This is a genomic window from Leifsonia shinshuensis, from assembly GCF_014217625.1.
In the GTDB taxonomy this organism is placed as follows: Bacteria; Actinomycetota; Actinomycetes; order Actinomycetales; family Microbacteriaceae; genus Leifsonia; species Leifsonia shinshuensis_A.
In genome coordinates this window covers 1,011,587-1,028,510 of sequence record NZ_CP043641.1, presented here as the reverse complement: position 1 = coordinate 1,028,510, position 16,924 = coordinate 1,011,587, and the positions used below count along the sequence as shown (strand labels likewise).

The 16,924-nt window shown below is 72.7% G+C and carries 11 protein-coding genes and 1 tRNA gene; 11 read left to right on the top strand and 1 reads right to left on the bottom strand.

Going from position 1 to position 16,924, the window contains the following annotated elements; genetic code table 11:
- Positions 1-21 precede the first annotated feature (21 nt).
- Positions 22-97, top strand: a tRNA-Glu gene (locus F1C12_RS04950).
- A 78-nt stretch (positions 98-175) separates the two neighbouring features.
- Entirely contained in the window at positions 176-979 is an 804-nt protein-coding gene (locus tag F1C12_RS04945; RefSeq protein WP_185277697.1) for an MBL fold metallo-hydrolase, read from the top strand.
- Positions 980-1,038: 59 nt separating this feature from the next.
- Here the strand turns inward: F1C12_RS04945 and F1C12_RS04940 are convergent, their stop codons facing one another.
- Positions 1,039-1,251, bottom strand: coding sequence for a KTSC domain-containing protein (locus tag F1C12_RS04940; RefSeq protein ID WP_185277696.1), 213 nt, complete (start codon positions 1,249-1,251; stop codon positions 1,039-1,041).
- A 180-nt stretch (positions 1,252-1,431) separates the two neighbouring features.
- Between F1C12_RS04940 and F1C12_RS04935 the strand changes: the two genes are divergently transcribed.
- The 9 genes from F1C12_RS04935 to F1C12_RS04895 all read left to right on the top strand — a co-directional run bounded on the left by F1C12_RS04935 (position 1,432) and on the right by F1C12_RS04895 (position 16,900).
- Positions 1,432-2,502, top strand: a complete 1,071-nt coding sequence (locus F1C12_RS04935; RefSeq protein ID WP_185277695.1) for a TerC family protein — start codon at positions 1,432-1,434, stop codon at positions 2,500-2,502.
- Complete coding sequence (locus tag F1C12_RS04930; protein WP_185277694.1) at positions 2,499-3,308, top strand: PP2C family protein-serine/threonine phosphatase; 810 nt, start codon at positions 2,499-2,501, stop codon at positions 3,306-3,308. Before F1C12_RS04935 ends, F1C12_RS04930 begins: the two co-directional genes overlap by 4 nt.
- 6 nt (positions 3,309-3,314) lie before the next feature.
- Entirely contained in the window at positions 3,315-4,517 is a 1,203-nt protein-coding gene (locus F1C12_RS04925) for an FHA domain-containing protein (RefSeq protein ID WP_185277693.1), read from the top strand.
- Positions 4,518-4,527: 10 nt separating this feature from the next.
- Positions 4,528-6,183: a serine/threonine-protein kinase gene (locus tag F1C12_RS04920; RefSeq protein WP_258046122.1), complete on the top strand. Its 1,656-nt coding sequence runs from the start codon at positions 4,528-4,530 to the stop codon at positions 6,181-6,183.
- A complete protein-coding gene (locus F1C12_RS04915; protein WP_374939553.1) occupies positions 6,180-6,890 on the top strand; it encodes a hypothetical protein in 711 nt (236 codons plus the stop codon). Before F1C12_RS04920 ends, F1C12_RS04915 begins: the two co-directional genes overlap by 4 nt.
- 111 nt (positions 6,891-7,001) lie before the next feature.
- Positions 7,002-12,272 carry an Ig-like domain-containing protein gene (locus F1C12_RS04910; protein WP_185277691.1) on the top strand — a complete coding sequence of 1,757 codons (5,271 nt, stop codon included), beginning with the start codon at positions 7,002-7,004 and terminating at the stop codon, positions 12,270-12,272.
- A gap of 55 nt (positions 12,273-12,327) precedes the next feature.
- Positions 12,328-13,290 carry an AAA family ATPase gene (locus F1C12_RS04905; RefSeq protein ID WP_185278788.1) on the top strand — a complete coding sequence of 321 codons (963 nt, stop codon included), beginning with the start codon at positions 12,328-12,330 and terminating at the stop codon, positions 13,288-13,290.
- Complete coding sequence (locus tag F1C12_RS04900) at positions 13,287-14,609, top strand: DUF58 domain-containing protein (protein ID WP_185277690.1); 1,323 nt, start codon at positions 13,287-13,289, stop codon at positions 14,607-14,609. The genes F1C12_RS04905 and F1C12_RS04900 overlap by 4 nt, the downstream gene beginning before the upstream one ends.
- A complete protein-coding gene (locus F1C12_RS04895) occupies positions 14,606-16,900 on the top strand; it encodes a transglutaminase family protein (protein WP_185277689.1) in 2,295 nt (764 codons plus the stop codon). The genes F1C12_RS04900 and F1C12_RS04895 overlap by 4 nt, the downstream gene beginning before the upstream one ends.
- Positions 16,901-16,924: the final 24 nt, after the last annotated feature.

Here is a 16,924-nt window from a genome sequence, read left to right as displayed (position 1 = left end):
TTATCAATGAGTTGCAAAAACGGCCCCATCGTTTAGCGGCCTAGGACGTCGCCCTCTCACGGCGGTAACGCGGGTTCAAATCCCGCTGGGGTCACCAACACCGAAAGCCCTCCCGGACACTCGTCCGGGAGGGCTTTTCGCATGCGCGCGCCGGCCGTCTGCTACGGTCGCCACCATGCTGAATCCGGTCGCCGAGGGCGTGCGCGTCCACCAGAGCCAGTTCTGCCAGACCAACACCATCGTGGTCGACGGGGGCGCGGGCGCGCTGCTGGTCGATCCGGGGATCCTCGACGCGGAGCTGGGCGGCATCGCGGCCGAGCTGCGGGCGTCCGGCACGCCGGTCGTGGCCGGGTTCGCCACCCATCCGCACTGGGACCACGTGCTCTGGCATCCCGCCTTCGGCACGGCTCCGCGCTTCGCGACGGCGCGCGCTGCGGGCGCGATCGAGGCCTTCCTCGCGAACGACTCCTGGCGGGAGCGGGTCGCCCCGATGATCCCGGCCGACATCGCGGAGGAGGTGCCGCTGACCCTGTTCGGCGAGCTCACCGCGCTCCCGGAGGGCGCCGAGTGGGTCCCGTGGGACGGCCCGCGCGTCCGGGTCGTCGAGCACCGCGCCCACGCGGCCGGCCACGCCGCGCTCCTGATCGAGGAGAGCGGGGTCCTCGTCGCCGGCGACCTCCTGTCGGATGTGCTCGTGCCGCTGCTCGACCACAGCGCGGAGGACCCCGTCGAGGACTACCTCGCCGCCCTGACCCTCCTGGAGGGCATCTCGGACGGCGTCGAGACGGTCGTCCCCGGCCACGGCTCGGTCACCGGAGCCGACGGCCTCCGGGAGCGCATCGACCTCGACCGGGCGTACCTGCTGGCGCTCCGGGCCGGCGAGGACCCCGCAGACGACCCGCGGCTCGGGCCGGACGCCGTCTACGACTGGGTGGCCGGAGTGCACGAGCGCCAGGCGGGTCTGCTCGCGCAGCGGTAAGCCGCACGGCGCTCAGAGCACCCATCCGCAGGGCTCCCGGCGCTCCGGGCACCCACCCGTCAGGGCACCCACTCCTCGGGGAACCGATCCCGCACGCTCTCCGCGAAGTACCTCCCCGGCGAGTCCGCCTCCTGCAACTCCCGCCAGACCCGCGGCGGCACGAGCAGGTAGCGGTAGACGCCGCCCGAGCCGAACTCGATCTCCAGGACCGCCGTGTCCGCGTCGTAGCCCGCAGAGGCGATCGCCGTGCTGTCGAAGAGCTCTCGCCGCATGGTGGGGACGATACACGCCGACCCGGTAGACTGGGTGCTCGCGAAGGGGAGTATCCCGAAGAGGCCGAGCGGCCTCGCGCTGCGCACGTCATCACGGTCCGTTCGGGCCCGGGCGCAGCGGCACGGATGTGCGGGAGAGACTTTCGGGTTCATCCCGCACACCCTTCGAAAGGTCTCCCGTTGGAACTCGCCCTCCCGCTCTGGTTCGAGGTCGGCAGCTTCGTCGTCCTGCTGCTCGTCCTCGCCTTCGACCTCCTGATCGTCTACAAGCGGCCGCACATCCCGAGCCCGAAGGAGTCCGCGCTCTGGGTGGCGTTCTACGTCGGCCTGGCGCTGGTGTTTGCGCTGCTCATGCTGCTGATCGGCGACGCCGAGCACGCCGGGCAGTTCCTCGCCGGCTGGCTCACCGAGTACAGCCTGAGCATCGACAACCTGTTCGTGTTCGTGATCATCATGGGCCGGTTCGCCGTGCCCAGGAAGTACCAGCAGGAGGTGCTCATGGTGGGCATCATCCTGGCGCTGGTGTTCCGCGGCGTGTTCATCCTGCTCGGCGCCGGCCTCATCGCCAGCTTCAGCGCGATCTTCTACCTGTTCGGCGCCTTCCTGCTCTGGACGGCGTTCAACCAGGCGTTCGGGAAGCACGACGACGAGGGCGCGCAGGACAGCTGGTTCATCCGCTTCGCCCGGCGCAGGCTCCAGGTCTCCGACCAGTACGAGGGCAACAAGCTGCGCACCACGGTGAACGGCCGGCGGATGTTCACGCCGCTGATCATCGTGTTCCTGGCGCTCGGGACGACCGACCTGCTGTTCGCGCTCGACTCCATCCCGGCGATCTTCGGCATCACGCAGAGCGCGTTCATCGTGTTCACCGCCAACGTGTTCGCCCTGATGGGGCTGCGGCAGCTGTACTTCCTGCTGGGTCACCTGCTGGAGAAGCTCGTCTACCTCAAGTACGGGATCGCGTTCATTCTCGCCTTCATCGGCGTCAAGCTGGTCTTCCACGCCATGCACGAGAACACGCTGCCGTTCGTCAACGGCGGCGAGCACATCGAGTGGGCCCCCGATATCAGCACCTGGACCTCCCTCGCGGTGATCGTCGGTGCGATGGTGGTCGCGACCGTCGCTAGTCTGGTGAGGCTGCACCTGAGCGGCACCACCGTCGAGCACGCCATCCAGGGGGATGACGAACCGGCGACGACGACCGCAGAGGCCGCCCAGGCCGAGAACTCCCCGGAGGACCCACGCACATGACTTCCCGCGTCGAGGTGAGCGCCCGCAGCGACACCGGAGCGGTCCGGCACGTCAACGAGGACAGCTACCTCGCGCAGGACCCGGTCTTCGTGGTCGCGGACGGGATGGGCGGTCACGCACGCGGCGACGTGGCGAGCCGGACGGCGGTTGAGAGCCTCGCCCGCACCCTCCCCGCCGGGGCCACCCCGACGCCGGAGGAGGTCATCACCGCGATCGACGAGGCGAACGCCGCGGTGCGGGCGCTGTCCGACGCCGAGGAGACCGGCGCCGCCGTCGCGGGCACCACGCTCACCGGCGTCGTGCGGGTGCGCGTGCCCGAGCGCGCCGCGGAGGAGTGGATGGTCGTCAACGTCGGCGACTCCCGCGTCTACGGGTGGGACGGACGGCAGCTCAGCCGCCTGACCGTCGACCACTCGGCGGTCCAGGAACTCGTCGACGCCGGGCTCATCAGCCCCGAGCAGGCTGCCGTGCACCCGGAGCGCAACGTGATCACGCGGGCGCTCGGCGCAGAGGACTTCGTGGACACGGACAGCGAGCTGCTGCCGGAGACCGGGCGCCAGACCTTCCTGATCTGCTCGGACGGGCTGACCAGGGAGCTCGGCGACGAGACGATCGCGGAACTGCTCGCCGGCGACCCCGACGATCCGGCCGCCGTGCTGGTGGAGGCCGCGGTCGCGGCGGGTGGCCACGACAATGTCACGGTGATCGTGGTTGAATCGAGGCCGGGGGATGACGCTCCGGCCGCTGTCGACACCCGCGACAGGCTCGCCGGCCGGGAGCTCGACGACACGCAGCCGAGGGAGTAATCGCACGTGTTCGAGGTGCAGCAGGCGACGGCAGGGGAGTGGGCGGTCGTCGCGGCGGCCGGGCGGGCGCTCCTCGTCGCGCAGGCCGGCCGCGAGCCGCTGCTGCGCTACCTGACCGCGGTGCGGACCGGCTTCGCCGAGACCTTGGACGCGCTGATCGCGGACGGCCTGAGCCGGACCCCGGCGTTCGGGCTCCTCGACACGAGCGGGGAGGCCGTGCTGCTCGCGGTCCGCGGGCTGCCGGCGACGGTGACGGACGACGGCGGCCCCCGCGAACTGCGCGCGGCGGTGTCGTCCTGGCTGGAGACGCAGGTGGAGGCCGCGTCGGCGGTGACCCTGGGGGAGCCGGGCGGCGCGACGCTGCCGGTGGCCGAGGGCATCGTGCGCGGCACGGCGCTGGTGTGGACGGCGTCGGGGGACGCTGCGGCGCCGCCACGGGACGGTGGGGAGCCGGCGAAGCTGTCGCGGATCACCGAGCCGGTGGTGCTGGAGGACGGGGCGCTGGAGCCGGTGGCCCTGGAGCCGGGGACGCTGGAGCCGGTGGCTCCGGAGCCCGCACCCGTCGACCAGCCCACCCGCGTCCCCGAGTCCACCATCGCAGAGCCCCCCGAGCGTGAACCCTCCGGTTACGACCACCTCTTCGGCGCGACGATGATGCGCGGAATCGAGGAGGCCGCCGTCCGGGCCGAGCAGGCGCAGGAGCCCGCCCGGATCGACCTCCCCGGCTTCATCACCGACTCCTTCCCGTCCGCCGCGGCGGTCGGCGACCACGACGGCCTGACCGTGCTGAGCGGCGACCTCCCCGCGCGCACCCCGGTCGAAGCAGCAGCGGAGCCACCCGCCGAACCGGCCGAGCCCCCTGCTGCCGCAGGCTACCGGCTGATCCTCCCGGACGGCCGCAGCGAGCCGCTGGCCGGCGCCGTGATCGTCGGCCGCGCTCCGAGCGCCTCCGCCTTCCGGACGCTGCGCGGCGCCCGCCCGCTGACCCTGACCGGCGTCGAGGAGGACATCTCGCGCTCGCACGTCGCGGTCGCCGTCGAGGGCGACACCGTCGTCGTCACCGACCTCCACTCGCGCAACGGCACCCTGATCGTCCTGCCGGGCAAGTCCCCGCAGAAGCTGCGCGCCGGAGAGCCCACGACCGTGGTCGCCGGCACCGTGGTCGACCTCGGCAGCGGCGCGACGCTCACGGTCGAGGCCGGCCGATGAGGAGCGGCGCATGAGGAGGATGGCGTCGACGCCTCCCGAGTTGGCCGGGCTGCATTTCATCCGGCTGCTCGGCTCCGGGGGCTTCTCCGACGTCTTCCTCTACGAGCAGGAGCTGCCCAAGCGCAGCGTCGCCGTGAAGGTGCTGCTGACCGACAGCGTGGACGAGGCGGCGCGCGCCCGGTTCGTGACCGAGGCGAACGTGATGGCGCGGCTGTCCGCGCACCCGTTCATCGCGACGATCTTCGACGCGGGGGTCTCCGGCGACGACCGGCCGTACCTGGTGATGGAGTACTGCTCCGGCCCGTCGCTCGCCGACCGGCTCAAGCGCGAGCGCATCCCGGTGGAGGACGCGCTGCGGACCGGCGTGCGGCTCTCGAGCGCCGTCGCGACCGCGCACGACGCCGGCATCCTGCATCGCGACATCAAGCCGGCCAACGTGCTGACGAACGCGTTCGGCTGGCCGGCGCTGACCGACTTCGGCATCGCCTCCGCTCTGGAGGAGCTGCCGGTGCACACGGCGACGCTGTCCGAGCTGCGCCGGGCGGGGTCGGACACGGCCACGAGCGGGAGCCGGTCCGTCGGGCTCAGCGTGCCGTGGTCGCCGCCGGAGATGTTCGCCGACGACCCGGACCCGGATGTCCGCAGCGACATCTTCTCGCTCGCTGCGACGCTCCACACGCTGCTCGCCGGGCGCACGCCGTTCGAGGTGCCCGGCCGCTCCAACGGGACGCTCGACCTGATCGGCCGCATCGAGCGCGGGATGATCACCCCGCTCGACCGGCCCGACCTCCCGCCGTCGCTGACCGCGGTGCTGCGGACGGGGATGGCCCCGCGCCGGGAGAACCGCTACGGCTCGGCGGTCGAGTTCGCCCGCGCGCTGCAGCGGGTGGAGCTGGAGCTCGGTCTCTCGCCGACGAGCATCGACGTGCCCAACCTCCACATCGCGACCGACCACGTCGGTGTGGCGGAAGGCGCGGGGGAGGCCGGCGACGCGGGGGCGACCCGCGCGCGGTCCGTCGCGACCGTCGTGGCGCAGCCGGTGCGGCCGAAGGCGGCGCCGGAGCCCGACCCGCAGGCGCAGCCCGCTCCGGAGGCCGCGCCGACCGCCGAGCCGACCCGCATCCGCGGCATCGCCCCCGTCTCTCCGGTGGCCGGGGTCCCTGCCCCGGTCGAGAGCACGGTCCTGCGCCCCGCTCCCGTCGCCGTCGCCCCGGAGGCCGAGCCCGAGAGTGACCGCGGCCGGCAGCCCGAGAACGCCCCACGCCGCCGCCTCCTCACCTGGATCGCCGCCGGCGCAGCGGCGGTCGTGGTGATCGCCGTGGGCGCCGCGATCGTCTCCAACGCCCTCACGCCCGCCGCCCCGGCCACGAACCGGCAGGGCGGCGACGACGGCGTCGTCCCGGTCACGGTCGTCCCGCAGCCCACGCTGGTCTCCGCCAAGCGCGACGCCGCGGCCACCTCGGCCACCATCGTCTGGAAGACCGCCCAGCCGAAGTCCGGCGACCAGTACTCCTGGGTGCGCGAGGGCACCACCGACGCGCCCGCCGTCACGTCCGACACGACGGTCACCCTCACCGGCCTCACGCCCGGCGTGCCGGTCTGCGTCGACGTCACCACCATCCGCGCCGGCCGCACGTCCCAGCCGCTGAAGGCGTGCTCCTCGTGAGCCTCACGGTCGAGTTCTGCGGCGAGGAGTATCCGGTCGCCGCCGACGCGGAGTTCGGCATCGGCCGGGAGGCCGACCTGTCGATCGACGACAACCCGTACCTGCACCGGCGGTTCCTCAGCATCAGCAACGACTTCGGGATGTGGTGGCTGAACAACGTCGGCACGCTGCTCACCGCGACGGTCACCGACGCCTCCGGCACGATGCAGGCCTGGCTCGCGCCAGGGGCGAAGCTGCCGATCGTGTTCCAGACCCTGCACGTCATGTTCAGCGCGGGCGCGACGACCTACGACTTCACGATCTCCAGCGACGCGGACTACTTCAACACCTCGGTCGCGGTGGACGGCACGGGAGGCTCGACGACGGTCCTCCCCGTGACACTGACCACCAGCCAGCGGCAGCTCATCGTGGCGCTCGCCGAGGGTGTGCTGACCCAGTCGCTGCCCGGCCGGGGCAGCATTCCGAGCTCCGCGGAGGCGGCGGAGCGGCTCGGCTGGAGCATGACGACCTTCAACCGCAAGCTCGACAACGTCTGCGACAAGCTCGACCGGCTCGGCGTCGCCGGGCTGCGCGGAGGCCGCGGAAAGCTGGCGACGAACCGCCGCGCACGCCTGGTGGAGTACGCGGTGACGACGCGGCTCGTCGGGATCGAAGACCTCCCGCTGCTTGACGCGGCCGCCGGCCCGGCGGATTCTGGCAGCGACTGAGCTGGGCGCGCTGTGCGGCGGATGGGGAGTCCTCCCCATCCGATCCCGTTCAGGGGCCGTGTTAGCGTACTTGTGTTTCCAGTCCCGGGGGATATCAGAGTCTTGGCATCGTTGAGCAAGTGGATCCGCGAGCGCAAGACGCTCGCCATCGCCACTGCTCTCGCCGTCGTCGCAGGGGTCCCGCTCACGGTCGCGGTGCTGCACCGCGGATTCCCGGTCAACGCCGTCCAGCTCGACACCCGCGACGTCTGGGTGACGAACGGCGAGCGGCTGCTCGGCGGCCGCCTCAACCATCAGATCGACGAGCTCGACGCCGCGGTCACCGGGTCCTCCGCCGACCTGGACGTGCTGCAGGACGGCTCGTCGTACTTCCTCACCGACCTCCCGCACGGGACCGTCGACCGCATCGACCCGGCGTTCGTGTCGCTCGGCGGCCGCATCCAGGTGCCGGACGGCTCCCAGGTCGGCTACGGCGGGTCGACGCTCTCCGTGCTCTCGCCGACTGGCTCGCTGTGGGTGCTCGACGCCACCGGACGGCTCGACTTCGACAAATCGAAGACGACGCCGACGGCTTCGGTGGGCGCTGGCGCGAAGCTGGTGGTCGCGAAGTCGGGGAAGACGTTCGTCGCCGCGCCGAAGGGCAAGCGGCTCGTCACGGTCGACCATCCCGGCGCGGCGGCGTCCTCGGCGTCGTTCCCGGTGCCGGGCTCCTTCCAGCTTTCCGCGGTCGGCGACCATGCGGTGCTGCTCGACACGCAGGCGGACAAGCTGGTCACCGACTCGGGCACGACCGTCGCCCTCCCGGCGAAGGGCCTGCGGATCCAGCAGCCCGGCCCCGACGACCCGGCCGCGCTCGTCGCGACGGCGAACAGCCTGCTGAGCGTCCCGCTCGCCGGGGGCACGGTGACCTCGGCACCCGCCGGCGCGACCTCCAGCGGAGGAGCGAGCGCGGTCTCCGCACCGGTCCGGCTCGGCACCTGCTCGTACGGGGCCTGGGCCGGGTCCGCCCGCTACCTCTACGCCTGCGACGGCACGAAGCCGGTCGGGCTGGACATCGACCAGCAGGTGACCGGCGACGACCTGGAGTTCCGGGTCAACCACGGCGTCATCGCCCTCAACAACCTGCGCGACGGGAACGCCTGGGTGGTGTCCTCCAACATGCGCCTGGTGCAGAACTGGGCGCAGCTCAAGCCCAACGACACGACCGTCCAGGGCGACACCGGCGAGGAGAAGCCGGTCGTGCAGTCCTTCGCGGACACCCTCGCGCAGCGCACCTCGGTGAACCGCCCGCCCACCGCGGTGGACGACAGCTTCGGCGTGCGGCCGGGCCGCTCGACCGTGCTGCACGTGCTGGCGAACGACACCGATCCCGACGGGGACGTGCTCACCATCACGCAGGTCTCGCCGATCCCGGCCGATCAGGGGCAGCTCGCGCTGGTGGAGGGCGGGCGCGCCATCCAGTTCACGCCGAAGGACGGCGTGACCGGGACGGTGACCTTCCGCTACTCCATCGACGACGGCCGGGGCGGGACGGCGTCCGCGAACGTCAACGCGACCATCCACCTGGACGCCCAGAACGACCCGCCGGCGTCGACCCGGCCGAGCGCGGCCCAGACGGAGGTCGGCCAGTCGGTGACCTACAACGTGCTCAACGACTGGCTGGACCCCGACGGCGACGACCTCTCGCTCGTCTCCGCGTCCGCCACGACCGAGGACGACGTGCGGTTCAAGCCGGACGGCGACGTGACGTTCACGAGCAAGACCGGCCAGGCGGGATCGAAGGAGGTCCGCGTCACGGTCTCCGATGGCCGGAAGTCCACGACCGGGAGCCTGATCGTCACGGTGAAGCCCTCCGGCACGCTCGACCCGGTGGCCGTGCCGGACTTCGGCTCGGGGTTCACCGGGCAGCCCGTCGTCGTCCACCCGCTGGACAACGACCAGTCGCCGTCGGGGGAGCCGCTCACCCTGGTGGGCGCGACGCTGACGGGACCGGGGTCCGGGCGGGTGACGGCCGATCCGGCGCACGGCACGCTCACGCTCACGACCAGCGCGGCCGGCGAGTACTACGCCGAGTACACGCTCGGCGCCGGGCCCAAGAGCACGACCGGGATCGTGCGCTTCGACGTCGCGCAGCAAGGCGCCACCGACGCGCCGCCGATCGCGGTCGCGGACCGCGCGTACGTCCGGCCGGGCGAGCCGACCTCGGTCGCCGTGCTCGACAACGACGTCTCGCCGTCGGGGCGCGTCCTCGTCGTGCGGCAGGTGACGCCAGGGCCGGGAGCCCAGGACCTCGACGTGGAGGTCCTGGACAACGCGGTGGTCAAGATCACCGCGCCGACCGTGCTGACCCAGCAGGTGCAGCTCCAGTACACGGTGTCGGACGGGACGCACGAGGCGACGGCCGGGATCACCGTCATCCCGGTGCCGCCGCTGGTCGTGCACCAGCCTCCCGTCGCGGTGGACGACACCGTGACCGTCCGGGCGGGGGACGTCGCGACCGCCTCCGTGCTCGACAACGACTCGTCGCCCGACAACGCGCCGTTCTCGCTCGACCCGCAGCTGCGCGACGCCTCCGCGGCCGGCAAGGGGGCCACGGCGTTCGTGAGCGGCAAGACCGTGCGCTACCAGGCTCCGACAACGCCCGGCCAGTACAGCGTCGTCTACGGGATCACCGACAAGTACGGGCAGAAGGCGCAGGCCACCGTCACCTTCGTGGTGACCGCCCCGGACAAGGGGAGCGACCGCGCCCCGCAGCCGCAGCCGCTGACCGTGCGCGCCTTCGCCGGCTCGTCCGTCCCGATCGAGGTCCCGCTCGACGGCATCGACCCGGACGGCGACTCCGTCGTGCTCGCCGGGCTCGGCAGTCAGCCGACCCTCGGCCGGATCTCCGGCACGACCAGCACGGCGTTCACGTACGAGGCGTACCCGGACTCCGCGGGCACCGACACGTTCACGTACACGGTGAAGGACACCTACGGGAAGACCGCGACCGGCACCGTGAACGTCGGCGTCATCCCGCGGCCGAGCCAGGTGCGGCCTCCCGTAGCCGTCAACGACCCGGTGCAGGTCAAGCCCGGCCGGACCATCGCGGTCCCGGTGCTCGACAACGACTCGGACCCGAACGGCTATGCCATCGCTCTGCAGAAGAAGCTGCTGCACGTGGACCAGGGCCTCACCGCGTCCGTGCACGGCAAGATCGTGCTGGTGAAGGCGCCGGACCGCGAGGGCTCCTACGTCGTGCGGTACCAGATCACGAACGGCCAGGGCGGGGTCGCGAGCGCGTTCATCCAGCTCACCGTGACCCCGGACGCCAAAGACGTGCCGCCGTCCGCCGTCGACCACGTGCTGGAGGCCGACGCCGTCTCGAACAAGTCGAGCGTGAAGGTGAACGCGCTGGAAGGCGCGGTCAACCCGTCCGGCCTCGTCGGGGACCTCCAGGTCGCGGTGCTCGGCCCGAACGCGTCCGCGGCCGACGTCGGGAGCGACGGCACGGTGACCGTGCGCCCGGGCGACCGCCGGACCGCGATCGCGTACTCGGTGACCGACCGGGTCACCGGGCTCAGCGGCGACGCCTTCATTGTCGTTCCGCCCAAGGGCGACGCGACCGCCCCGCCGCGGATCAAGGACGGCCTCCCGCAGCAGATCGTGCCCATGAACGGCAGCAAGAGCTGGAAGCTGTCGGACATCCTCACCGTGCCGTCCGGCCGGAGCGTGAAGCTCACCGGCGCGTCGGGCGTCAGCGCGACGAACAGCTCGGGCGCGTCGTCGTTCGGCGGCGACGACACGCTGACCTTCAGCGCGCTGAAGGACTACCGGGGTCCGGCCGCGATCACCTTCAAGGTCGACGACGGCCGGGACGCCGGGGCGACCTCCGACCGCATCACCACGCTCGTCCTCCCACTCACCGTGGGCGACCCGGAGCAGGCGGATGTCGCGCCGACGTTCACGTCGCCGACCGAGAAGATCGAGCCGGGGGAGGCTCCGCTCGCGGTCGACCTGCGGGCGTCGAGCTACCACCCGAACCCGGCCATCCTCGCGAAGCTCAGCTACTCGAACCCGCAGTGGCCGAACCAGAAGATCGCCGTCTCGCTGAGCGGCTCGACGCTGTCGCTCTCCGCGCCGCTCGGCGTCCAGCCGGGGGAGTCCACCGCCGTGACGGTGACGATCAGCTCGGGCACGCACACGATCACCGGCACCGTGAACGTACAGGTGGTGAGTTCGTCGCGGCCGGTGGCCACCCAGAAGAACCCGCCGCAGACCTCCGAGCTGAAACGCGGGTCGAGCGGCACGCTGCAGGGCGCGTCCTCGGACTCGGCGTGGGTGAACCCGTTCCCCGGCACACCTCTGACCATCACCGACGCGCAGGCGCAGAGCGCGCCCTCCGGCGTCACCGTCACCCACACGGCGAGCTCCATCACGGTCAGCGCTGCCTCCGGTGCGGCGATCGGCGCGGTCAACATCGTGTACCACGTGGAGGACGCGACGAAGGATCCGCAGCGCACGGCCGCGGCGATCGGGCAGTACCGGGTCACCATCCACGACGTCCCGGCGCAGCCGCCCGCGCCGTCGAACCCGTCGGCGGGCGACGGCCGCGCGAGCGTGACCATCGCCGCCCCGGCCGACAACGGCAAGCCGATCGACTCCTATGAGGTCAGCGGCGGCGAGAGCACCGTCACCGTCGGCGCGATCGGCCGGGTGGACATCACCGGGCTGACCAACGGCAAGTCGTACCGGTTCGCCGTCCGCGCGCACAACGCCGACGGCTGGGGCCCGGTGTCCGCGCAGAGCGCGGCGGTCACGCCCTACGGGACGCCCAGCAAGGTCGGCGGTCTCACCATCACGGCCGACCAGTACGCGCCGGCCACGGTGCGCATGAGCTGGAACGCGCTGCGCGACCCGGACGGCACCGGCGGCGGGGCGGTGACCTACCACTACCGGCTCAACAACGGCGCCTGGCAGACGACATCGGGCACGAGCGCGTCCGAGGGCGGCAAGGGCGCAGGCAGCTACTCGTTCGACGTATACGCCACGAACGACCACAGCGGCAAAGCCGGGCCGACGGCGTCCTCCGGCTCGGTCCAGGTCGCGAACAAGCCGGCGCCGCAGCCGTCGATCGACCTCGCCAAGGGCAACCCGGAGCCGGGCTACGCGCACAGCTACACCTACGACGTGACGCTGAACAACTTCCCGGCCAACCGCACCTTCCCGATGCAGGTGCACTGCAATGGGAGCACACTCTGGTCGCCGTCCATCTCCACCGACGGCACCGGGCACGCCCACTACCGCGGCGCGCCGGACGGCCAGCAGCCGTACTGCGGGTACCCCGGCGCGTACGTCGTCGTGAACGGCGTGCAGAGCAGCGTCCAGAACTGGGCGCAGTGAGCCCGGCCCCCGACCAGACCCGACCGACAACCGACAAGAAGGATCAACCGTGGCAGTGACCCAGGAACAGGCGGACTGGTTCGCCGGCGCGTTCGCGCAGCTCGTCGCGAACGTCGACAAGGCGATCCTCGGCAAGGAGCACACCATCCGGCTCGTGGTCGCCGCGATGCTCTCCGGCGGCCACGTGCTGCTGGAGGACGTGCCGGGCACCGGCAAGACGGTGCTGGCCAAGGCGCTTGCGAACACGGTCGAGGGCACCCAATCCCGCATCCAGTTCACCCCCGACCTGCTGCCCTCCGACGTCACCGGCGTCACCATCTACGACCAGTCGACGGGCCGGTTCGAGTTCCACCCCGGCCCGATCTTCGCCTCCGTCGTGCTGGCCGACGAGATCAACCGCGCGAGCCCGAAGACCCAGTCGGCGCTGCTGGAGGTCATGGAGGAGGGCGTCGTCACCGTGGACGGCGTCGGCCATCCGGTCGGCGCGCCGTTCCTGGTGATCGCGACGCAGAACCCGGTCGAGCAGTCCGGCACCTACTCGCTGCCGGAGGCCCAGCTCGACCGGTTCCTGATCAAGACCTCGCTCGGCTACCCGGACCACGCGACGACCGTCGACCTCCTGCTCGACTCCTCGAACCGGTCGCGGGCGTCGGGCGTGCGGCCGATCATCGCCGCCGACTCGGTGACGACGCTGGCGCAGCTCGCCTCCGAGGTCCACGCCGACGCCTCGGTGATGGGCTACCTGAGCGAGATCGTCACCGCCACCCGCGACGACAGGGACTCCGCGCTCGGCGTCAGCATCCGCGGCGCCCTGGCCCTCGCGCGGGCCGCGAAGACCTGGGCCATCGCGGCCGGCCGCAGCTACGTGACGCCCGACGACATCCGGGAGCTGGCTCAGCCGGTGCTCGCGCACCGCATCATCGTCGACGCCGAGTCGGAGTTCGCCGGGGTCACCGCCGCCGAGATCGTGGCGCGGGCTGTCGCCGCCGCGACGCCGCCCGCCTACCGGGCCGCATGACCGCATCCACCACGACCGAGACGGGCGCACGCGGGCGACGCCGCGCCGCCCCGCTGCGGCGAGGCACGGCGCAGGCGCGGATCGCCGGCGCCCAGCTCGCCGCGACCGGTCGGCGCCTCGTCGCGCGTGGCGCGCCTGCGGGCCGCGCCGTCGTCGCGCGCGTCTCGCCGGTCGTGCGGACTGTCAGCGCGCTCGGCTGGGTGGTGCTGGTCTCCGGCGTGCTGGCGCTGACGCTCGTGCTCGTGTTCGGCTGGGCGGAGTTCGCCTTCCTCGGCGCGACGCTGCTCGCCGCCCTCGTGCTCGCGGTCGGCTTCGTGATCGGCCGCTCGACCTATGCGGTGGGCGTCGAGCTCACGCCGCGCCGCGTGGTCGCCGGCGACCGGGCGTACGGGCGGCTGACCGTCCGCAACAGCGGGCAGCGGCCGGTCCTCCCGACCCGGCTGGAGCTGCCGGTCGGGGAGGGCGTCGCCGGGTTCACCGTGCCCCGCCTCGTCCCGGGAGCGGAGGTCGAGGAGCTGTTCGCCGTCCCGACCGCCCGTCGCGCCCTCATCCTCGCCGGCCCCGCGATCTCGGTCCGCGGCGATCAGCTCGGGCTGCTGCGGCGCACGACGCGCTGGACCGACCAGGTCGAGCTGTTCGTCCACCCGCGCACCGTCCGGCTCGCCGCGACCGCCCGCGGGCTCGTCCGCGACCTCGAAGGCCAGACCACCAAGGTGATCACCGACTCCGACCTCGCCTTCCACGCACTGCGCACGTACGAGGCGGGCGACGACATCCGCAACGTGCACTGGCGCACGTCCGCGCGCACCGGCCAGCTGATGGTGCGGCAGTACCAGGAGACCCGGCGGTCCCAGCTGCTGCTCGCGCTGGACGCGGAGCGCGCCCGGTTCGCGTCCGACGACGAGTTCGAGCTGGCGGTCTCGGTGTTCGCCTCGATCGGCTGCCATGTCATCCGGGAGGACACCGGCATCGACGCGCTCTGGCAGGGCGGCGGCCTGCGCGTCTCCACGCCGACGGCGTTCCTGGACGACTCGTGCCGCCTCCAGCCGTCGGGCTCCGGCGCGGGCGTGCGGGAGTTCCTCCGTCAGGCGACGCTCCGGATGGGCGCGCCCAGCCTCGCGGTGACGGTCGTCGGCTCGCAGGCGACGCCCGCAGAGCTCCGCGCGGCCGCCGCGCTCTGGACCTCCGACACCGAGACCATCACGGTCCGGGTGGACGAGACGGCCGAGCCGCGCGTCGCCCGCCTGGGCCGCACCATCCTGATCGTGCTCGGGCGCCTGGACGAGCTGCCCGCGCTGCTGAAGCGGGCCGGCCGATGAACGCCGACCGGCTCTCGCGGACCACGTGGATCGACATCGCGGTCGTCACCGCACTCAGCCTCGTCGCCGTGGCCGGGTTCGAGCCCGCCTTCGGCCACTACGCGTTCCTCTCCGCCGCGCTCGGCGGGGTCGTCGTCGGGGGAGCGGTCGCCGTGCTGGGGAGGCTGTTCCGGCTGTCCGTGCCGCTGACGGTCGTGATCGCGCTGGCGGCGTACTTCCTGCTCGGCACGCCGCTCGCGCTGCCGGGTCTCGCGCTCTCCGGGGTGCTGCCCTCGCTCGACAGCCTGTCCGGGCTCGCCGTCGGCGCGGTGTTCGGCTGGAGCGACGCCGTCACCCTCCGCGCGCCGCTGGAGGCGCCGCCGTACGTCGCGGTCGTGCCGTTCGTCGCCGGCTGGCTGGTCGCCCTGGTGTCGATCACGCTCGCGGTGCGGTGGCTCCCGCGGGCGAAGGCGGGCGCGTCCGTGGGCCGCGCCGCGGTGCTCCTGATCGGGCCGGTGCTGCTCTTCGTCGCCGGCATCCTGCTCGGCACCAGGGACGCCTACTTCGCGGGTGTCCGCGGCGTGGTCTTCGCCGGCGTCGCCCTGGTCTGGCTCGCCTGGCGTCGCGGCGCGGCGAACCGCGCGCTCAACGTCGGCGCCGGCGTGCGCCGCACCCGGCTGGTGAGCGGCGTCGCGGTCGTCGTCGGCGCGCTGCTGGTCGGCGCCGTCGCGGGCTCGCTGCTCACGCCGGCCGCGGCCTCCCGGCTGGTCGTCCGCGACGAGGTCACGCCGCCGTTCGACCCGCTGGACTACCCGAGCCCGCTCGCCGGGTTCCGCAAGTACACGAAGGACCTGGAGAAGACCACGCTCTTCACCGTGCAGGGATTGAAGCAGGGCCAGGTCATCCGGCTCGCCACCATGGACAGCTACGACGGCGTGGTCTGGACCGTCAGCGCGCCCGGCACGCAGTCCGGGGCATCCGGCGCCTTCGAACTGCTCGGCAGCTCCATCCCGCGCCCGGCGCTCTTCACCCCGGGGCCGACCAGCACCGCGACGATCGACATCCGCGGCTACTCCGACGTCTGGCTGCCGACCCTCGGCTATGTGGACAGGCTCGGCTTCGACGCGCACACCGGCCAGGACCCGTCTGCGACCGTGCGCGTGAACACCGCCACCGGCACCAGCGCCGTCACCAGCGGCGTCCGCGACGGACTGCGCTACACGGTGGAGGCGACGGCGCAGCGCGTCCCGAACGACCAGCAGCTCGCGAAGGCGGCCCCGGCCCACGTCGTGCTGCCGCCCGTCGACAACGTGCCGGACGTGGTGGCCTCGAAGGCCGAGGAGTATGCGGGCTCGGCGAACACGGCGATCCAGAAGCTCCGCAACATCGAGCGCTCGCTGAAGTCGCTCGGCTACCTCAGCCACGGCCGCGCGTCCGACCCGGTCCCGTCGCGGGCGGGCGAGGGCGCCGACCGGATGACGGACCTGCTCAGCACGTCCCCGATGGTGGGCGACCAGGAGCAGTACGCGAGCGCCTTCGCCCTGATGGCCCGGCACCTCGGCTACCCGGCGCGCGTGGTGATGGGCTTCGCGCCGAAGGCCGGCTCCGGCACGACGACCGTGACGGGCAACGACGTCACGGCCTGGGTCGAAGTCCCGTTCGAAGGCGTCGGCTGGGTGCCGTTCTTCCCGACGCCGACCAAGACGGACGCGCCGAAGAACCAGACCACGAAGCCCAAGCTGGAGCCGCAGCCGCAGGTGCGCCAACCTCCGCCGGTCGACCCGCGCTCCGACGAGCTGCTGACCCCGGTCAAGACCAAGGACACCGAGAAGAAGCAGCCGGGCCCGGCCTTCCAGGTGCCGGCCTGGGCGTGGGTGGTGCTCGGCGTGGTGGGCGTCCCGCTGCTGCTCTACTTCGTGCCGCTGCTGATCGTCGCCTGGCTGAAGCGACGGAGGCGGCGGCTCCGCGAGACGACGGGACCGCCGGATCGCCGGGCCGCCGGGGCGTGGGAGGAGCTGTCCGACCGCTACGGCGAGCTCGGCCTCGTGCCGCCGCCCCGCGCCACCCGGCTGCAGACGGCGGCGGCGCTGGAGCAGCAGTCGGAGGCGCAGGGGCTGACCGTCCCCGCGGCGGGGCTCGCGACCCTCGCCCGCCACGTCGACGCGGCCGTGTTCGACGGCAGCGACGTCTCCGACGAGCGCGCCGCCGAGGCGTGGACCGCCGCGGACGAGGCCATCGCGGGCGCCATGACCGCGGCCGGACGGCTCCGCGCCCGGCTGGCGGCGTTCCGCTACCGGAGGCGTGCCGGGTAGCGCGGACGGACGCAGTCCGTAGAG